16 protein-coding genes are annotated in these 15,758 nt (G+C 61.1%); 8 read left to right on the top strand and 8 right to left on the bottom strand.

Annotation, left to right across the window (positions count from 1 at the left end; genetic code table 11):
• Window positions 1-59: 59 nt before the first annotated feature.
• On the bottom strand, window positions 60-719 hold the full coding sequence (locus ACR0LW_RS02830) for a DsbA family oxidoreductase (RefSeq protein WP_480881518.1): 660 nt from the start codon (window positions 717-719) through the stop codon (window positions 60-62).
• A complete protein-coding gene (locus ACR0LW_RS02825) occupies window positions 716-2,233 on the bottom strand; it encodes a class I adenylate-forming enzyme family protein (protein WP_480881517.1) in 1,518 nt (505 codons plus the stop codon). Before ACR0LW_RS02825 ends, ACR0LW_RS02830 begins: the two co-directional genes overlap by 4 nt.
• A 64-nt stretch (window positions 2,234-2,297) precedes the next feature.
• Between ACR0LW_RS02825 and ACR0LW_RS02820 the strand changes: the two genes are divergently transcribed.
• On the top strand, window positions 2,298-2,921 hold the full coding sequence (locus ACR0LW_RS02820) for an XRE family transcriptional regulator (RefSeq protein WP_170450285.1): 624 nt from the start codon (window positions 2,298-2,300) through the stop codon (window positions 2,919-2,921).
• On the opposite strand, the gene ACR0LW_RS02815 is transcribed toward ACR0LW_RS02820, so the two are convergent.
• On the bottom strand, window positions 2,910-3,149 hold the full coding sequence (locus ACR0LW_RS02815; RefSeq protein ID WP_170450287.1) for an SPASM domain-containing protein: 240 nt from the start codon (window positions 3,147-3,149) through the stop codon (window positions 2,910-2,912). The genes ACR0LW_RS02820 and ACR0LW_RS02815 overlap by 12 nt on opposite strands.
• Window positions 3,150-3,676: 527 nt before the next feature.
• Entirely contained in the window at window positions 3,677-5,491 is a 1,815-nt protein-coding gene (locus ACR0LW_RS02810; protein ID WP_480881516.1) for an extracellular solute-binding protein, read from the bottom strand.
• On the opposite strand from ACR0LW_RS02810, the gene ACR0LW_RS02805 reads away from it, so the two are divergent.
• From ACR0LW_RS02805 to ACR0LW_RS02795, 3 genes are all read left to right on the top strand, one after another.
• A complete protein-coding gene (locus ACR0LW_RS02805) occupies window positions 5,436-5,654 on the top strand; it encodes a hypothetical protein (RefSeq protein ID WP_170628320.1) in 219 nt (72 codons plus the stop codon). The genes ACR0LW_RS02810 and ACR0LW_RS02805 overlap by 56 nt on opposite strands.
• 136 nt (window positions 5,655-5,790) lie before the next feature.
• Window positions 5,791-6,564, top strand: a complete 774-nt coding sequence (locus tag ACR0LW_RS02800) for a 3-hydroxybutyrate dehydrogenase (RefSeq protein WP_170450291.1) — start codon at window positions 5,791-5,793, stop codon at window positions 6,562-6,564.
• A gap of 64 nt (window positions 6,565-6,628) precedes the next feature.
• Entirely contained in the window at window positions 6,629-7,654 is a 1,026-nt protein-coding gene (locus ACR0LW_RS02795; protein ID WP_480780648.1) for a patatin-like phospholipase family protein, read from the top strand.
• Here the strand turns inward: ACR0LW_RS02795 and ACR0LW_RS02790 are convergent, their stop codons facing one another.
• From ACR0LW_RS02790 to ACR0LW_RS02780, 3 genes are all read right to left on the bottom strand, one after another.
• Window positions 7,655-8,332: a DUF502 domain-containing protein gene (locus ACR0LW_RS02790; RefSeq protein ID WP_170450295.1), complete on the bottom strand. Its 678-nt coding sequence runs from the start codon at window positions 8,330-8,332 to the stop codon at window positions 7,655-7,657. It abuts the gene before it with no gap.
• A 64-nt stretch (window positions 8,333-8,396) separates the two neighbouring features.
• Window positions 8,397-9,308: a pseudouridine-5'-phosphate glycosidase gene (locus ACR0LW_RS02785; RefSeq protein WP_480580968.1), complete on the bottom strand. Its 912-nt coding sequence runs from the start codon at window positions 9,306-9,308 to the stop codon at window positions 8,397-8,399.
• Window positions 9,305-10,198, bottom strand: coding sequence for a PfkB family carbohydrate kinase (locus ACR0LW_RS02780; protein WP_170621872.1), 894 nt, complete (start codon window positions 10,196-10,198; stop codon window positions 9,305-9,307). The genes ACR0LW_RS02785 and ACR0LW_RS02780 overlap by 4 nt, the downstream gene beginning before the upstream one ends.
• A gap of 163 nt (window positions 10,199-10,361) precedes the next feature.
• Here ACR0LW_RS02780 and ACR0LW_RS02775 point away from each other — a divergent pair, with 163 nt between their 5' ends.
• A complete protein-coding gene (locus ACR0LW_RS02775; RefSeq protein ID WP_480881515.1) occupies window positions 10,362-11,465 on the top strand; it encodes a HupE/UreJ family protein in 1,104 nt (367 codons plus the stop codon).
• Here the strand turns inward: ACR0LW_RS02775 and ACR0LW_RS02770 are convergent.
• A complete protein-coding gene (locus ACR0LW_RS02770; protein WP_480881514.1) occupies window positions 11,458-12,081 on the bottom strand; it encodes a thiamine phosphate synthase in 624 nt (207 codons plus the stop codon). The genes ACR0LW_RS02775 and ACR0LW_RS02770 overlap by 8 nt on opposite strands.
• Window positions 12,082-12,243: 162 nt before the next feature.
• Here ACR0LW_RS02770 and ACR0LW_RS02765 point away from each other — a divergent pair, with 162 nt between their 5' ends.
• From ACR0LW_RS02765 to ACR0LW_RS02755, 3 genes are all read left to right on the top strand, one after another.
• Window positions 12,244-12,987 carry an RNA methyltransferase gene (locus ACR0LW_RS02765; protein ID WP_480881513.1) on the top strand — a complete coding sequence of 248 codons (744 nt, stop codon included), beginning with the start codon at window positions 12,244-12,246 and terminating at the stop codon, window positions 12,985-12,987.
• A 62-nt stretch (window positions 12,988-13,049) separates the two neighbouring features.
• The gene (ctaA, locus tag ACR0LW_RS02760) at window positions 13,050-14,195 is read left to right on the top strand and encodes a heme A synthase (protein WP_480881512.1); all 1,146 of its coding nucleotides are present in this window, start codon (window positions 13,050-13,052) and stop codon (window positions 14,193-14,195) included.
• A 5-nt stretch (window positions 14,196-14,200) separates the two neighbouring features.
• Window positions 14,201-15,670, top strand: a complete 1,470-nt coding sequence (locus ACR0LW_RS02755; RefSeq protein ID WP_480881511.1) for a carboxypeptidase M32 — start codon at window positions 14,201-14,203, stop codon at window positions 15,668-15,670.
• Window positions 15,671-15,758: the final 88 nt, after the last annotated feature.

Here is a 15,758-nt window from a genome sequence, read left to right as displayed (position 1 = left end):
TTCGCGCTATCACGACAGATCAGGTTGCGCCAGACCGGAAATTTGCACAGACCTATGTGCTATTCTGCAGAGGAAGCCTCAAGTTGAGACATGATCTCGGCAATCACTTTTTCCCACATTTCAGGGGGTTGCGCGCCCGGAACGGCGTGTTGATTGGCAACGATATAGGTGGGCACCGAATTCACACCCATTTCGCGCGAATGGGTGTCGCGCTTGCGAATATCCTCGCGATCGGCGTCTGATTTGAGAAGTTTCATGACCACGGCGGCGTCCATACCCGCGCTGTCAGCGATGTCGGACAGAACCTCGGGGTCGCCAATGTCGCGCGCCTGAACGAAATAGGCGTCGAACAACGCATCGACGACGGCGTTCTGTTTGCCCTCGATCCCGGCCCAGTGGATCAGGCGGTGGGCGTCCAGCGTGTTGGGGGTGCGCTTCATCCCTTCGAAATCAATCGTCAGACCGGCGTTTTCGGCATGTTCGACCACAGGCGCATAGGCGCGCACCGCGCCTTCTTTGCTGCCGAACTTACGCTCAAGGTATTCGCGCCGATCCATGCCTTCATCCGGCATCTCGGGGTTCAGTTGGAACGGATGCCATTCGATGACAAAGGGATGATCCGGGACCTTGGCTAGCGCCTTGTCCAGATGGGTCTTGCCGATATAGCACCACGGACAGATCGGGTCGGACAGGATATCAAGCTTGACGGTCTGGGTCATTCGGAGGTCGCCTTGAAATAGGCCGGCAATGCGCGGCGCAGGAGTTTGCCGTTGCCGCCGGTCGGCAACTCGGGAAGGTGAACAAAGGCGCGCGGTTGTTTGTAGCGCGCCAGATTGGCTTGGACATAGGCGCGCAGGGCCGCGTCGTCCAGTCTTTGGGGGCCTGTGTAGAAGGCGGCGATCACAAATGTGTCTGGTTTGACCTCAACCGCAGCCGCGCCGACCTGGGTGATGCCGGGATAGTGGGACAGCGCCGATTCAACCTCGACCGGCGAGACGCGATAGCCGCCTGCGTTCATCATGTCGTCGTCGCGGCCCAGATAGGTAATCTGCCCATCCACGGCCATCGCCCCCTGATCGCCGGTCAGGAACCAATCGCCTTGCATGCGGGCAGCGACTTCATCCGGGGCGTTCAGATAGGTCAGCATCAGGCCCGGGTCCGAGCGATGGATGGCAATAGTGCCGTCCTGTCCCTGAGGGACTGGCCCGTCCGGTCCAAGGATCGCCACGCGGCGGCCCGGCTGAGGTTGTCCAAGCGCCTCGCCGCGTGGCGGATGCGCCGGGCTGGACGAGATGAAGGTCGAGCATTCGGACATGCCATAGGCTTCATACAGCTCGGTCCCGGTGGTCGTTTGCCACTGCGCGTGCAATGACCGCGACAGCTTTTCGCCAGCGCAAAGCCCGTGGCGAAGGTCAGGCAGATCGATTTTGCCGGCTGCTCGCAGCATCTTGCGAACCACGCCCGGAGCGGCCGCAAAAATCGTTGCGCGGCTGTGGCGCAGAAGCTGGGGCAGTGCTGAGATGTCGGTGCCCGGCTCGGGGATCAGGGCGGTCGCGCCAATTGTCCACGGGTCCATCAGGCCGGTGCCCAGCGTGTAGGTCCAGTTGAAGGCCCCGGCATGGCACAGGCGGTCGTCCTGCGTCAGCCCGTACCAGCCGTCCACCATCATCTGCCGCGCCCAGATCGCCCGATGCGCATGGGCCACAGCGCGCGGCTTGCCCGAGGTGCCCGAGGTGTAGACCACATAGGCCAGTCGCTGGGGATCGCCCAGATCGAACGCGGCGGGGGGCAGGTCGCGCATGGCGGTCAGCGCAGGCAGGTCGATCTGATGCGGATGCGGGGCGCAAGCCACGGACGGGTCTCGCAGGATGGCGGCGGGGCTCAGATCGGCGATCATGCGGGCCGTTTCCGGTTCGGTCAGTTGCGACGATGTTGGGACCGGTACGATCCCAACGGCAATCGCCCCTAGATAGGCGATAGGGAAATCCACCGTATTTCCCAAGCGCATCAGTGCAATGTCACCGGGTTTCAACCCGGCCTGCAATAACCCGGTGCCCGTGCCCAGAATGGCGCGCTTCAGTCGGCTGTAGCTCCAGTCATCCGTTCCGTTCTGGCCGAGGACGGACAGGGCGGTTTTATCAGGAAACTGATCCGCCTTACGCAAAACATGTGCGGCCAGATTGAACGGTTCAGGGCAGGGGGCGGGCGGCCCCTGATCAAAGATCGACAACATGCTGTCTGGCTAGCGCGGCGCTTGTCGCGTTGCAAGCACGGCTGGCTGGTTCTATAGAAAGGCCATGAGCGACCAAGATCCCAAATCCCTAATCCGCATCGCCCGCGAGTCTGGCGTCGAGACTGAACTCGAGCCGCTGGATCTTGGCGCGCGGGTGCGCGAGCTGCGCAAGGCGCGCAACTGGACGCTGGAACAGGCGGCAACACAGGCGGGGCTGGCGCGCTCAACGCTTAGTAAAATTGAAAACGGGCAGATGTCGCCCACCTATGATGCGTTGAAGAAACTGGCCACCGGGTTGGAAATTTCGGTTCCGCAGCTTTTCACCCCGCCGCAGCGAGATCAGGTGATCGGGCGGATGGCCGTCACGCGTATGGGCGACGGAACCGCGCATGCCACGGTGACATACGAGCACGAATTGCTGGCCGAGACGTTGACCAAGAAGCAGATGCTGCCCTACCGCGCGCGCGTGCGGGCGCGGTCAATGGATGAGTTCGACGGCTGGGTGCGCCATGACGGGGAAGAGTTTCTATACGTGCTGACCGGCGTTGTTCGCCTGTATACCGAGTTCTACGAACCCGTTGAAATGCGCCGCGGGGACAGCGCCTATTACGATGGCAGCATGGGGCATAACGTGGTGTCTGTCAGTGACGAGGACGCAACGATCCTGTGGGTGACGTCACTTAACTAGATGAGCGTGGGACAGTTCGTGGTTCAGGCGTTCCGTGAACAGAAAATCCTCGACCTCTTCCCGGGCTTCGTTCACGGTCAGATGATGACGCTCGGCCAGGTAGGCCTCGAACTGTTCACGGTTGTTCCACACGCGATCCATGTCCTGATCCCTCAGGTTTGGAAATCGTCGTTTGGCACGGGCATAGGTCGCGCCTAGGTCCTGCGTCAGATCTGTCCAGTTCAACATGTGCGAGCTTCCCTTGGTTTGCTTAGGACTGCTCTCCCCCACAGACAGCGTACGTATGTGTTGGCGTGACCTCGGACATGACAAAATGTCGCAGCCTGATTTGGGGTGGTGCCGAACAAAAATGCCCGCTGCGGACATCCCGCAACGGGCGATCGGACCTGCAGTTCAGTGTGAGTGGCGGCTGGTCCGTTTGTTCTGTGTCAGGACCTGAGCGACACGCGATAGGTGTCCGTAAAATAACAATTAAATCGCAGTGTTGATCTGATCTGTCTAACTACAAGGTATATCGGTAAATTGCGCATAGTAAAGCGTTTTGAGGTGTCAATTTGATCTTTCGCTAAGATTTGTTGGTTGCGCGGAATATAGCCGAGGGCTTCGCGCAACATACCAGATTTGGGGGTTGGTCCCGCATGTGCCAATTTTTGCCGAACCCGGTCAATTGATCGCCGGATTGAACAGCCGGGGATTGATCTGCACCCGACATCCTTGGGTCAGTTGGCTGTCAGCAAAAGGATCACGCCGGACCGTTACTCTTCGTACCACCAGACTTCGGGCATGTACTGAGGGCCGTCGCCATAGATCGGAAGCGTCTCGGGGAACTTCAGCGCACTGACATGCGCGATGCGGCCGACATCAAAGCTCCAGATCGGGATCACATAGCGACCGGCGGTCAGAACTCGATCCAGCGCACGGGTGGCGGCGACGAAATCCTCCCGCGACTCCGAGGCCAGCATCGCGTCGATCATCCCGTCCACGGCGGGTGAGGCGACGCCCATCAGGTTGCGCGTGCCCGGCGTATCGGCGTTTTCGCTGCCCCAATACAGGCGCTGCTCGTTCCCCGGTGACAGGGACAAGGCGCGGCGGAACGGGGTCACGTCGAAATCCAACTCGGACGTGCGACCGGTGTACTGTGCGCTGTCGACCTGTTCTGTCATGACCTGAATGCCCAAACGTTCCAACGCGCGGGCATAGATTTCGACGGCGGTTTCCATCTCGGCGTCGCCCTGTTGCAGCAAAACGGTCATGCGGAATGCCTCGCCGTTCTGGTTTTGCAACACTCCGCCCTGAATGGTCCATCCCGCCTCGGCCAGCAGCTTTGTCGCTTTGCGGATATTCGCGCGGTTGCGGGCTGAGCCATCCCCTTGGGGCAGCGCATAACCTTCCAGGGTGCCGGGGGTCAGGTCCGAGGCAAAAGGCTCCAGCAGTTCTTTGACCTTGCCGGTTGCCGGGCCGGGCTGCATCGCCAGATCCGAGCCCGAGAAATACGAGGTGATCCGGGGCTGAGCGCCACCGGTGATTGTGTCGTTGATGAATTCGAAGTTGAATGCCAGCGTCAGCGCCTCGCGCACGCGCCAGTCATCAAAGGGCGCTTTGCGGGTGTTCATGACAAACCCGGTCATGCCCGAGGGCTTGCCGTGCGGGATCTCGGTCTTGATCACATCGCCGCGCTGGATGGCGGGGAAGTTGTACTGGGTGGCCCATTTGTCGGCATTGAACTCGCGGACGGCGGATAGTTCCCCGGCTTTGAACGCTTCGAACAGCACGGTTGCGTCGCCATAGAATTCGATCCGCATGTCATCCAGGTTCATCGTGCCCCGGCGGAACGGGACGTCGTTGCCCCAGTAATCGGGGTTCCGCTTCAGGTTGACGTATCGCCCTGCCTCATAGTCGTCGATTACATAGGGGCCGCTGCCGATTGGCACATCATGCAGTTGGGCGTCGGCAAAGCTGCGACCTTCCCACTGCGCCTTTTGCAGGATCGGACGCAGACCGGCGATCAGAGCTAATTCCCGATCCGGTTCGTTATAGGTGATCCGGACGGAACGCGGGCCGGTCTGTTCGATGCTGTCGATTTTGCCCCACAGACCGCGATAACGCAGATGCCCCTCGGTCCCGAGGGTCTGGTAGGACCAGATCACATCTTCGACAGTTACCGGGCTTCCGTCTGAAAATTCAGCCTCTTCCCGCAGTGTAAATTCGACCCAGGACCGGTCTGGTGCAGTCTCAACTGATTCGGCTAACAGCCCGTAAAGAGTGAAAGGTTCGTCCCAGGACCGGCCCATCAGGCTCTCATGCGTCCAAAATCTAAGCTGCCAGGGTGAGGTGCCTTTTTGCACAAACGGGTTCAAGCTGTTAAAGCCGCCCGTGTTCCCAAAAACGACCCTGCCACCTTTCGGCGCATCCGGATTGGCGTAGGGCAGCGACACAAAATCCGGTGGTAGGGCCGGGTCGCCATACATAGCTATGCCATGGGCCGAATCTGCATGGGCGAAAGAGGTCGCCAAAATGCAGGCGATTCCCGCTGCGAATGGACGAAGAGGGCTTAGGAAATCCGGGCGCATTTTGGAAACAATCCTGCTCTGGCCTTATTTTGTTGGGGATCACCGTACCGATGATTTTTCTTATTTTCAAACTTTTAGCTTGGATGAAGGCACAGAATTGCTTATAAAGGTCTCACTGCTCGATAGGTTTCTTGCCTGTATGAAACCTGCCTCAATAACTTAACGCCCGCTTCGTGCGGGCGTTTTTTTTGGTCGGTTCGCGCGGTCTTACCGCGGTATTTTAGCGGCGTCTTTCCCCGTTTTCTTTGCAGGTGCAGCATGGCATGCTGTGCCCAATCTGATGCTAAGGGAGAACGGTCATGAGCCTGTCGGGCAAAACAGCAATCATTACAGGATCAAACTCGGGGATCGGGCTGGGCGTCGCGCGCGAACTGGCCAAGGCCGGGGCGGATGTGGTTCTGAACTCGTTCACCGACCGGGATGAGGATCACGCCTTGGCCGCCGAGATTGCCAAGCAGACCGGCACCAATGCGCGCTACATCAAGGCGGACATGTCGAAGGGTGACGAATGCCGGGCGCTGATCGAACAGGCCGGGACCTGCGATATTCTCGTGAACAACGCGGGTATTCAGCATGTGTCGCCAATCGATCAGTTTCCGGTCGAGAAATGGGACGCGATTATTGCAATCAACATGAACTCGGCCTTTCACACCACGGCGGCGGCCTTGCCAATGATGCGCGCAGTGGGCTGGGGGCGGGTCGTCAATATCGCCTCGGCGCACGGGCTGACGGCCTCGCCCTTCAAGGCGGCTTATGTTGCGGCCAAGCATGGGGTTGTCGGGATGACCAAAACCGTAGCGCTGGAAACCGCGCAAGAGCCGATCACCTGCAATGCGATCTGTCCCGGTTACGTGCTGACACCGCTGGTCGAGGCGCAGATTCCCGACACGATGAAGGAATACAACATGAGCCGCGAGGATGTGGTGAAGAACATTCTGCTGGAGCGGCAGCCGTCGAAAGAGTTCGCAACGGTTGAGCAATTGGGCGGAACCGTGCAGTTCCTGTGCTCGGACGCGGCGGCGCAGATCACCGGCACGACGATCTCGGTCGATGGGGGCTGGACGGCTTTGTGAGTTTTCATGGGGGCTCTGCCCCCATACCCCCGAGGTATTTTTGAACAGAAGAAGGGGCGGGGTCTTGAAACAGATCAACCTGGCATTGCAGGGCGGTGGGGCGCATGGGGCGTTTACCTGGGGGGTGCTCGACCGGTTTCTGGATGAGGAAGATATTGAGGTTGCGGCGATCACCGGAACCTCGGCGGGGGCGCTGAACGGGGCGGCGTTCAAATCCGGCATGGTGCATTCGGGCCGAGACGGCGCGCGGGCGCGGTTGGATGAGCTTTGGAAGCGGATGGGGGCCGTGGGCGATATGCGGCTGGCCAACTGGTTTCGCGGGTTAGAGCCTGCGAGCATTGCGCAGGCCATGGAGTACTCGCTGCCGTATTCCATTGGCGATGCGTGGTCGCGGATGGTGTCGCCCTATGCCTACGGGCCGTTCTATACGAACCCGCTGGAACCCGTTGTGGACCGGTTCAATTTCAAGGAAATCTGCGCCGATCAGGGGCCGCGCCTGTTTGTCTGCGCAACCTGCGTGCGCAGCGGCAAGATCCGGGTGTTCACCGGGGAGGAGATTTCGACCGATGCGATCCTCGCCTCGGCCTGTTTGCCGACGCTGTTCAAGGCGGTTGAGATTTACGACCCCGAGACGGAGCGGACCGAAGCCTATTGGGATGGGGGCTATACCGGCAACCCGGCCTTGTACCCGTTGTTTGGCGATGATTTGCCGGATGATGTGGTGATCGTGAATATCAACCCGCTGGAGCGCGATGAACTGCCGGTGACGCCGCAGCAGATTCAGAACCGGATTAATGAGATCAGCTTTAACTCATCCCTGTTCCGCGAGTTGCGGGCGATCAATTTCGTTCAGCGATTGCTGGAAGAGGGCAAGCTGAAGGCCGGAGAGATGAGCCGCGTTCTGGTGCATATGATTGCGGATAACGAACTGATGAACAGCCTGTCGGTTGCCACCAAGACGGTGCCCAACCCGGTGATCCTGCATAAGCTGAAACAAGCTGGTCGTGACGCCGCAGACGGGTTCTTAAAGCGCCACAAATCGGACTTGGGCCAGAACAGTACGGTTGATCTGCCCGCGATGTTCGGCTGATCACTCGGGCGGCTGGGTCGGGTCTTTTTCGTTGGGATAGACCAGACCGGCCGAGATCACCAGTTTCGCGGCGTCTTCGATGCTCATGTCCAGCAGGATGACGTCTTCGGCTGGAAAGAACAGCAAAAAGCCCGAGGTCGGGTTGGGTGTGGTCGGGATAAACACGCTCAGCAGATCGCCGCCGGTTTCCGCGCGGGTGCTGACCTCTCCCTTCGCGGTCGTCGATACGAAGCCGATGGCCCAGATGCCACGGCGCGGATATTGCACCAGGCAGGCTTTTTCAAAGGACCGCTCGGTCTGGGCAAAGACCGTTTCCGAGATCTGTTTGATGCCGGAATAGATCGACCGCACGATGGGCATCCGGTTCACCAGACTTTCGGTGAACGAGATGAAGGACCGGCCCAGAATACCCTTGGCCACCCAGCCGACCAGTACGGTGAACACCAGGAAGATGATAACGCCGACGCCGCGCAGGTTGATGCCCACATATTGTTCGGGCCGGAATTGCTGTGGCACCAGCGGCAGAACGGCGCTGTCGATCCAGCCGACAACGGACCAGATCAGCCACACGGTCAACCAGACCGGAGCAATGACGACGATCCCTGTCAGGAACGACGCGCGCAGGCGCGAAAACAGGCCGGGGCGGCGGTGGGGTTCTTCGTCAAACGGTGTATTCATTACAGGTCCGGGTGATTTGCGGAATTAGTTAAGCAGTCCAACGCGCCCGTGCAATAGGGCGGAGTTACACACCGTTTGCCAACGCTTTAGCGATGTTCGCCGCCAAACGGGCGTTGTTGCGGACCAATGCGATATTGGCGGTTAGCGAGCGGCCCTGGGTCTTTTCAAAGATCCGTTGCAGCAGATACGGCGTCACGGCTTTGCCGGTGATCCGGTGGGTTTCGGCATCGCCTTGCGCGGCGGCGATGATCGGGGCCAGCTCGTCGGCCGGGATCTGGTCGGCTGCGGGGATCGGGTTGGCGACCAGTTGGCCACCGGGCAGCCCCAGCGCGCGGCGGGTGGCGTGGGCTTTGGCGATGGCCTCGGCACTGTCCATTCGCAGGGGCGCAGCGTAGGGGGATTTCGCAGACCAGAAGGCGGGGAATTCGTCCTGCCCATAGGCGATCACCGGGACGCCCAGAGTTTCCAGAACTTCCAGCGTTTTGGCCAGATCTAGAATGGCCTTGGCCCCTGCAGCCACCACTGTAACCGGCGTTTGGCCAAGCTCGTGCAAATCGGCGGAAATGTCGAACGAGGTTTCGGCACCCTGATGCACGCCGCCAATGCCACCGGTGGCAAACACCTCGATCCCCGCATATTGTGCGGCGATCATGGTGGCGGCGACTGTGGTGGCCCCGGTGCCCCCGGTTGCGATACAGGCGGCCATATCCGCGCGTGAGAGTTTGGCGACGCCCTGCGCCTGACCCAAAGATTGCAACTGATCGGGTTCCAGTCCGACATGCAGCACGCCTTCGATCACCGCCATGGTGGCCGGAACGGCCCCGGCGTCGCGGATGTCCTTTTCCACCTGGGCTGCGACCTCGACATTCTGCGGATAGGGCATGCCATGGGTGATGATGGTGCTTTCCAGCGCCACGATGGGCTGGCCTGCGTCTTTGGCGGCGCGGACCTCGGCTGAGTAGTGGATGTTGATCACAGGGGAGTTTCTCCGGAAACGTAAGTTGCGGCGGCGTTCAGCGCGCGGGTCAGGGCCGTCTGTTCGTCGGCACCGCCCGCTTCTGAGGCGATATGGGCGGCCATGAAGGTGTCACCTGCGCCAGTGACGCGGGTTACCAGAACCGAGGGCGGGGTTTGGGTCAGAACACCCGACGACGAGCCGACGGTGGCCGAGTTGCCCCCGTCTGTCACCAGCACGCGCAGCGCGCCCCGGTCCAGAAGGCCCTTGGCGGCGGATTCGGAATCGGCAAACTCGCGCTGGCAGAGCAGACCGGCCTCTTCCAGATTGACATACAGCGTCGCGCGGGCGTGTTTCAGGAAGGGCAGCAGGCGCTCGGCCTTGCCGGGCGAGGCGGGGGCGACCCTCAGGTCGGCTTTGCCAAAGGCCGGGCTTTGCGCGATCTCTTCCAGCAGGTTCAGCGTCAGGTTGCCGTCCAGCGCAATCGGGCCTTCGAAGGGGGTGTTTTCGTATCCCAGCGGACCATGCATCAGGGGGCGCAGGATCTTGGCCCCTGCAGCCTCAAGCGAGTGTGCATCGGCAATGGCGGCGATCAACCCGTTGGCCCCTTCGACGGCCATATAGCGGTCGGTGGGCAGGTCCTGCGAGCGATAGATATGTTCAGTCACCATTCCCAGCCGTGCGCAGGAATTGACCAACTCGTCCCCCTCGGGGTCGCGGCCAATGGCGGTCAGCAGGGTCGGGGTCATGCCAAAGCGCACCAGCGTCATGGCGATGTTCATGGCAACGCCACCGGGCAGGCGGGTGATCCGGCCCGGCACGTCCGATCCCTGCCGCATGGCGCTGGCCGACCGCCCGATCACGTCCCACAGGACCGAACCGATACACAGGATGTCGCTGTTCTGAGTCATGCCGCTGTCATGCCGCAGCACCGGGGGCCTTGCAAGTCCGAACGTTAACGCCAACACAGATAAACCGCCTGTGCTGTGCGTTCAGGCTTGCGATCTGATGCGTTCGGCGGGAAACTCGGCCCGGTATGATTTGTGATTTGATTTCTATTGCAGAGCGTTGCGCATGAGCGGCTTTTTCCGCCTGATGATGGGTCTGATGCTGTTGGCGATGCCCGTCCAAGCCCAGACCCCGCCGACGACGATTGTCGAGTTCTGGACCAAGGCAGACAGCCTGTTTCTTGAAATCACCCTGAACGCCGAGATGTTTCTGGCGGGGATTGATCCTGAAACCCATCCTGACCTGACCGACAATGCTGGCTACCGGGCGCTACGCCAAAGGGTCTCGTCCGAGTTGGAGCCCGAGGTCCGCGCGTTTGTCACCGACTGGAAGGCGCGCTTGCAGGTTGAGGCCGGTGGCCCGGTCGTTCTGGCCTATGAAGGGGTGCGCATTCCCGTTGTCGGCGATACCGCCAACCCCCGGGTTTCAAGGCTGTTGCTGACAGCGCCCTTGCCGAATGGGGCGTCCAATTTGCGCCTGACATGGCCTGCGGGTCATGGGCCGGTTGTTTTGAAACAGCAACAGGTGGCCGCCCCTTACACCGGTTATCTCATGGCCGGAGAATCCAGTCCTTCGATCCCATTGCAAGGCGGCGCGGCCCTCAGCCCTGAACAGGCGGTGCAGGTGTTCTTCCCCAAAGGGTTTTCGCGTATCGTGCCCAACGGTTTGCAAGAGATCGCGCTGGTTCTGGCCTTGGTTTTTCTGTCCCTGACACTGCGCGCAGTAATCGCCCAGATGGTGTTCCTGTCGATCGGATTGGTCTTCGGACTGGCGCTTTCGGTTTACGGAGCGTTGGGGCTGTCACCATTTGTAGCCTCTATCGCCCTCACATCCGCCATCGTCATTCTGGGGCTCTGGAACCTGATCCTGAGGCGTCTTCACGTCTTTCGATTACTGGCGGTTTTTGCTGCCGGTTTGCTTCTGGGCAACGTGCTCAGCGCCTCCGTGATCGCGATTGGCGTGCCGCCCGATCACCTGCCACCCGCCATCCTGGGATTTGCCGGGGGTGCGGTGGCTGCACTCAGCGCGGTTGCGGCGGCAGGCTATGCCGGTGCTGCCCTGATCTCTGGCGGGTCGCATCGGATGCGAGGCCGGGTATCGGTTCTGGCCTCGATCCTGATTGCGGGTGTCGGGGTCTATTGGATGGTCACGCCGTGGATGCTTAGCTAGGCATGTGGGCCAATAGCGCGTTCAGCGCGGCCAACGGATCCTCGGCTGACCAGATTTCATCGCCGATGCCGAAGAAATCGGTGCAGGGCGACAGGTCGCGGATCAGGTCGGGGGTCAGGCCGCCCTCGGCCACAACGGGAACTTCGATCATCTCGGACCACCACTGGAACAGGTCCCTTTCAGCCAGCGTACCATCGCCCAACGACGACGTGCCGACCGGGCCAAAGGCGACGTAATCGACGCCAGCCTCGCCAGCGGTCATTCCGTCATGGCTGGACGCCCCGCAGAAACTGCCGAGAATCGCGTCCGCGCCCAGTTCCTTGCGGGCCGCACGCACGGACCGGGCGGCATCATCCAGATGTACCCCGTCCAGCCCCAGCCGTTGCGCCAGCAGCACGTGGTTCGAGATTACGATGGCCACGTCGCGCGCATGGGCCACCTCGCGGCAGGCATCGGCAGCGCGGGCGATGGTGTCCTCGTCATTGCCGGCCAGCGCCAGACGAATGCACGCGATCTCGGCCCCGTCCAGCACCCGCGCCAACTGGTCCGGATAGGTGCTGAGCGTGATGGTCGGCGGTGTGATCAGATAAATCTGCGGCTGCTCGGGGGTGTCCATTGGCGCGTCCTTCGCTTTCAGTCTTTGGCGCGGTTTAGCGGATTGCGGCGGGGAAGCAAACTTTTAAGCCTGCCGAGCGGGTATTTGGGAACAGAAGAAGAGGATCGGGTTGCTCTGTCAAAGCTGGCGGATTAGAGCGGGCGGAGTTTTTCGGAGACAGCCATGCCCAGCGATACATCCCAGCCTTCCTTTGTGCTTGTGCGCCCGCAGATGGGTGAAAACATCGGTGCCGCCGCGCGGGCGATGTGGAATTTCGGGCTGGACCGGATGCGGATCGTGGCCCCTCGGGACGGGTGGCCGAACCCCAAGGCGGTGGCGATGTCCAGCGGGGCGGGGCGGCTGCTGGACGAGGCGCAGCTGTTCGATGATCTGGCAGGCGCGCTGGCCGACAGTACATTCGTATTCGCCACCACGGCGCGGCAGCGCGGGTTGACCAAACCGGTCTACAGCCCGGAACGCGCCATGCAGATCGCGGCCCAGAAGGTGGCGGCCGGTGAAAAGGTCGCCGTTTTGTTCGGACCCGAACGGGCAGGGCTTGAGAATGAAGATATCGCCAAAGCCAACGCCATCATCTCGGTCCCAGTGAACCCGGAATATGCCTCGCTGAACCTTGGGCAATGTGTCTTGCTGACCGCTTATGAGTGGATGCGCCAGACCGGCGATGTGGTGCATGAAGCCACCGATCTGGGCAAGGGCGACTGGGCCACCGGCATCGAGGTCGAGAAACTGGTCGAGCATTATGAGGATCGGCTGGAAGAGGCCGGGTTCTTCTATCCGCCCGAAAAGGCCGACGGCATGAAGACCAACCTGCGCAACCTGTGGTCGCGGATGCGCATGACACGGGCCGATGTGCAGATGTTGCATGGGATCATGCGGCAGATGGTCCGCTGGAAAGATAAGGGCTGAGGCTGGACCTCGCCCGTCAGTGGCCCTAGCTTGCGACGAAATCCAGGACACATGAGGACAGCATGAGCGCCAAGCGCAGCATCTTCGAAGACGTCTCAGACAGCGAAAAACAACAAGCCGTTCAACCCGGTATGATCGACAAGGGACGCGGCGGCGCGCGCAAGGCGATCCGCGCCTGGCTGATGATCCTGTTCGCCTTGGTCGTTGTGATGATCGCCGTGGGCGGGTTGACCCGTCTCACTGATAGCGGGTTATCGATCACCGAATGGCGTCCGATCACCGGGGCGATCCCGCCGATGACCGAGGCCGACTGGCAGGCGGAATTCGACAAATACAAGCAGATCGACCAATGGCGCATCCAGAACCAGTGGATGGAGCTGAGCGATTTTCAGTTCATCTATTGGTGGGAATGGGGCCATCGCCAGTTGGGTCGCCTGATTGGTCTGGTCTGGGCGCTTGGTTTCTTCGGCTTCCTTGTCGCCCGCAAAATCCCGACCGGCTGGACCGGCAAGTTGCTGATCCCCGGCGCTTTGGGTGGTGTTCAGGGCGCGGTCGGCTGGTGGATGGTCGCCTCGGGCGTCACGCAAGGCGAGGGGATGACCGCCGTCGCCAGCTATCGCCTTGCAGTGCATCTGGGACTGGCCTTTGTGATCCTGGGATTCTTGGCCTGGTACATCTTTGAACTCGGGCGCGAGGAACGCGACCTGATGCAGGCCCGCCGCGCGAAAGAGGCGAAACTGTTCTCGCTGTCGACCGGCCTGCTGCATTTCACCTTTTTGCAAATACTCATTGGCGCGCTGGTCGCCGGGATCGATGCCGGGCGGTCTTTCACCGATTGGCCGCTGATCGGCGGGCAGCTTCTGCCACCGGATGCAACCGCAATAGACCCCCTGTGGCGCAATTTCTTTGAAAGCCCCGGATTGGTGCAGTTCATCCATCGCTGCGCCGGGTATCTGCTGTTCATCTTCGCCATCATCGTCTGGCGCCGCGGCCAGACCAGTGCCCATCCGCAGACCCGGTTCGCCTTCAACGCGGCCTTTGCGGCGCTGTCGCTACAGGTCGTGGTTGGTGTCATCACCGTGCTGTATGCCGCGCCATGGCAGATCGCGATCTTCCACCAGTTCATGGCCGTCGTGGTCTGGACCCTGATCCTGCGCGCCCGCTTCCTGAGCGGCTATCCCATTGCAACCTCAATTCGTGGAGCCTGAGCCCGATGACTGCCTTTAACGACCTGATGGCCTTTCAACGCGAAACCTCGGCCCTTGGGCAGATCGCTGGCCGCCTGGGCTGGGATCAGGAAACGGTGATGCCGCGCGGGGCCGCGCCCCAACGGGCCGAGGAAATGGCCGCGATCGAGGCGGTTCTGCATGCCCGACGGTCCGACCCGCGTGTGGCGGAATGGCTGGAGCAGGCCGAAGCTTTGGACACAGCAGGTCAGGCACAGCTACGCGAAATCCGCCGGTCCTATGAGCGTACCGTCAAAGTGCCCGCCGATCTGGCGAAAGTCATCGCCCGTGTCACTTCGGCAGCGCAGGGAAAATGGGCACAGGCGCGCGCGGATGAGGACGTGTCAGCCTTCCTTCCGGTTCTGGAAGAGGTCGTGACCCTGAAACGCGAAGAAGGTGCCGCTCTGGCGCAGGGCGGCGACATCTACGACGCGATGGTCGAGGATTACGAGCCCTACACAACCGGCGCACAGATTGCGGCGATCTTCGATCAGATGCGCCCGCGTTTGGTGGCGTTGCGCGCGGCCGTTCTGGACAAGCCCGCGCCGCAGGCGCTGGCCGGTACGTTTGACGAGGCGGCCCAGATGCGCGTTTCGCAGACCCTGGCGCTGGCGTTTGGATACGACCTGAACCGGGGCAGGGTGGACAAGGCGGTGCACCCGTTCAGCTCGGGCAGCGGATCGGATGTGCGGATCACCACACGCACCAGCGAAACGGACCCGTTCAACTGCTTCTACTCGACCATTCATGAGGTCGGACACGCCGCCTATGAGCAAGGGATCGACCCGGCCTATGCGCTGACCCCATTGGGAAGCGGCGCGTCGATGGGCGTTCATGAAAGCCAAAGTCGGATTTATGAAAACCAGCTTGGCCGGTCGCGTGCGTTTACCGGATGGCTCTACGCCCAAATGCGCGATGCGTTCGGGGATTTCGGGATCGCAGATGCCGACGCTTTCTATGCCACGGTGAACCGCGTCCATAACGGCTATATCCGGACCGAAGCGGATGAGGTGCAGTATAACCTGCACATCATGCTGCGCTTCGACCTGGAACGCGCGCTGATGGCCGGAGACCTTCAGGTCAGCGATCTGGAAGCCGCGTGGAACGATCGATTCAAGGCCGATTTCGGTTATGCGGTCGACAAACCTTCGAACGGCTGCTTGCAGGACGTCCATTGGTCGGTTGGCCTGTTCGGTTATTTCCCGACCTACTCGCTGGGCAACGTTTATGCCGGGTGTCTGTATGAGGCCCTGCGCAACGCGGTGCCGGGGCTGGATGGTCAACTGGCCGAAGGGGACACCTCGGGCGCGACCACTTGGCTGCGCGAAAACGTGCAGCAATACGGGGGGCTATACGCCCCGCGCGAGATCATCCAGCGCGCCAGCGGGGTCGAGCCGGGGCCGGAGCCCTTATTGGCTTATCTGGAGCAGAAATTCGGGGCGCTTTACGGGCTCTGACGATCTGCCGTCACGTTGTTGTTTGACAGCGTGACAGCGTGGCGTTTGGCGCTGTGGTGCGTAAACTGGACATGTCCAAGCCACTTTG

This window comes from Ruegeria sp. N4 (genome assembly GCF_056531425.1).
This window is presented reverse-complemented; position numbering and strand designations above follow the sequence as displayed.

Coding starts and splice junctions, on each gene's coding strand:
- ACR0LW_RS02815 (WP_170450287.1), bottom strand. CDS start 3,149: ATGTTGAACTGGACAGATCTGACGCAGGACCTAGGCGCGACCTATGCC.
- ACR0LW_RS02765 (WP_480881513.1), top strand. CDS start 12,244: ATGCCCAGCGATACATCCCAGCCTTCCTTTGTGCTTGTGCGCCCGCAG.
- ACR0LW_RS02790 (WP_170450295.1), bottom strand. CDS start 8,332: ATGAATACACCGTTTGACGAAGAACCCCACCGCCGCCCCGGCCTGTTT.
- ACR0LW_RS02800 (WP_170450291.1), top strand. CDS start 5,791: ATGAGCCTGTCGGGCAAAACAGCAATCATTACAGGATCAAACTCGGGG.
- ACR0LW_RS02810 (WP_480881516.1), bottom strand. CDS start 5,491: ATGCGCCCGGATTTCCTAAGCCCTCTTCGTCCATTCGCAGCGGGAATC.
- ACR0LW_RS02825 (WP_480881517.1), bottom strand. CDS start 2,233: ATGTTGTCGATCTTTGATCAGGGGCCGCCCGCCCCCTGCCCTGAACCG.
- ACR0LW_RS02755 (WP_480881511.1), top strand. CDS start 14,201: ATGACTGCCTTTAACGACCTGATGGCCTTTCAACGCGAAACCTCGGCC.
- ACR0LW_RS02780 (WP_170621872.1), bottom strand. CDS start 10,198: ATGACTCAGAACAGCGACATCCTGTGTATCGGTTCGGTCCTGTGGGAC.
- ACR0LW_RS02820 (WP_170450285.1), top strand. CDS start 2,298: ATGAGCGACCAAGATCCCAAATCCCTAATCCGCATCGCCCGCGAGTCT.
- ACR0LW_RS02775 (WP_480881515.1), top strand. CDS start 10,362: ATGAGCGGCTTTTTCCGCCTGATGATGGGTCTGATGCTGTTGGCGATG.
- ACR0LW_RS02805 (WP_170628320.1), top strand. CDS start 5,436: ATGCAGGCGATTCCCGCTGCGAATGGACGAAGAGGGCTTAGGAAATCC.
- ACR0LW_RS02830 (WP_480881518.1), bottom strand. CDS start 719: ATGACCCAGACCGTCAAGCTTGATATCCTGTCCGACCCGATCTGTCCG.
- ctaA (WP_480881512.1), top strand. CDS start 13,050: ATGAGCGCCAAGCGCAGCATCTTCGAAGACGTCTCAGACAGCGAAAAA.
- ACR0LW_RS02770 (WP_480881514.1), bottom strand. CDS start 12,081: ATGGACACCCCCGAGCAGCCGCAGATTTATCTGATCACACCGCCGACC.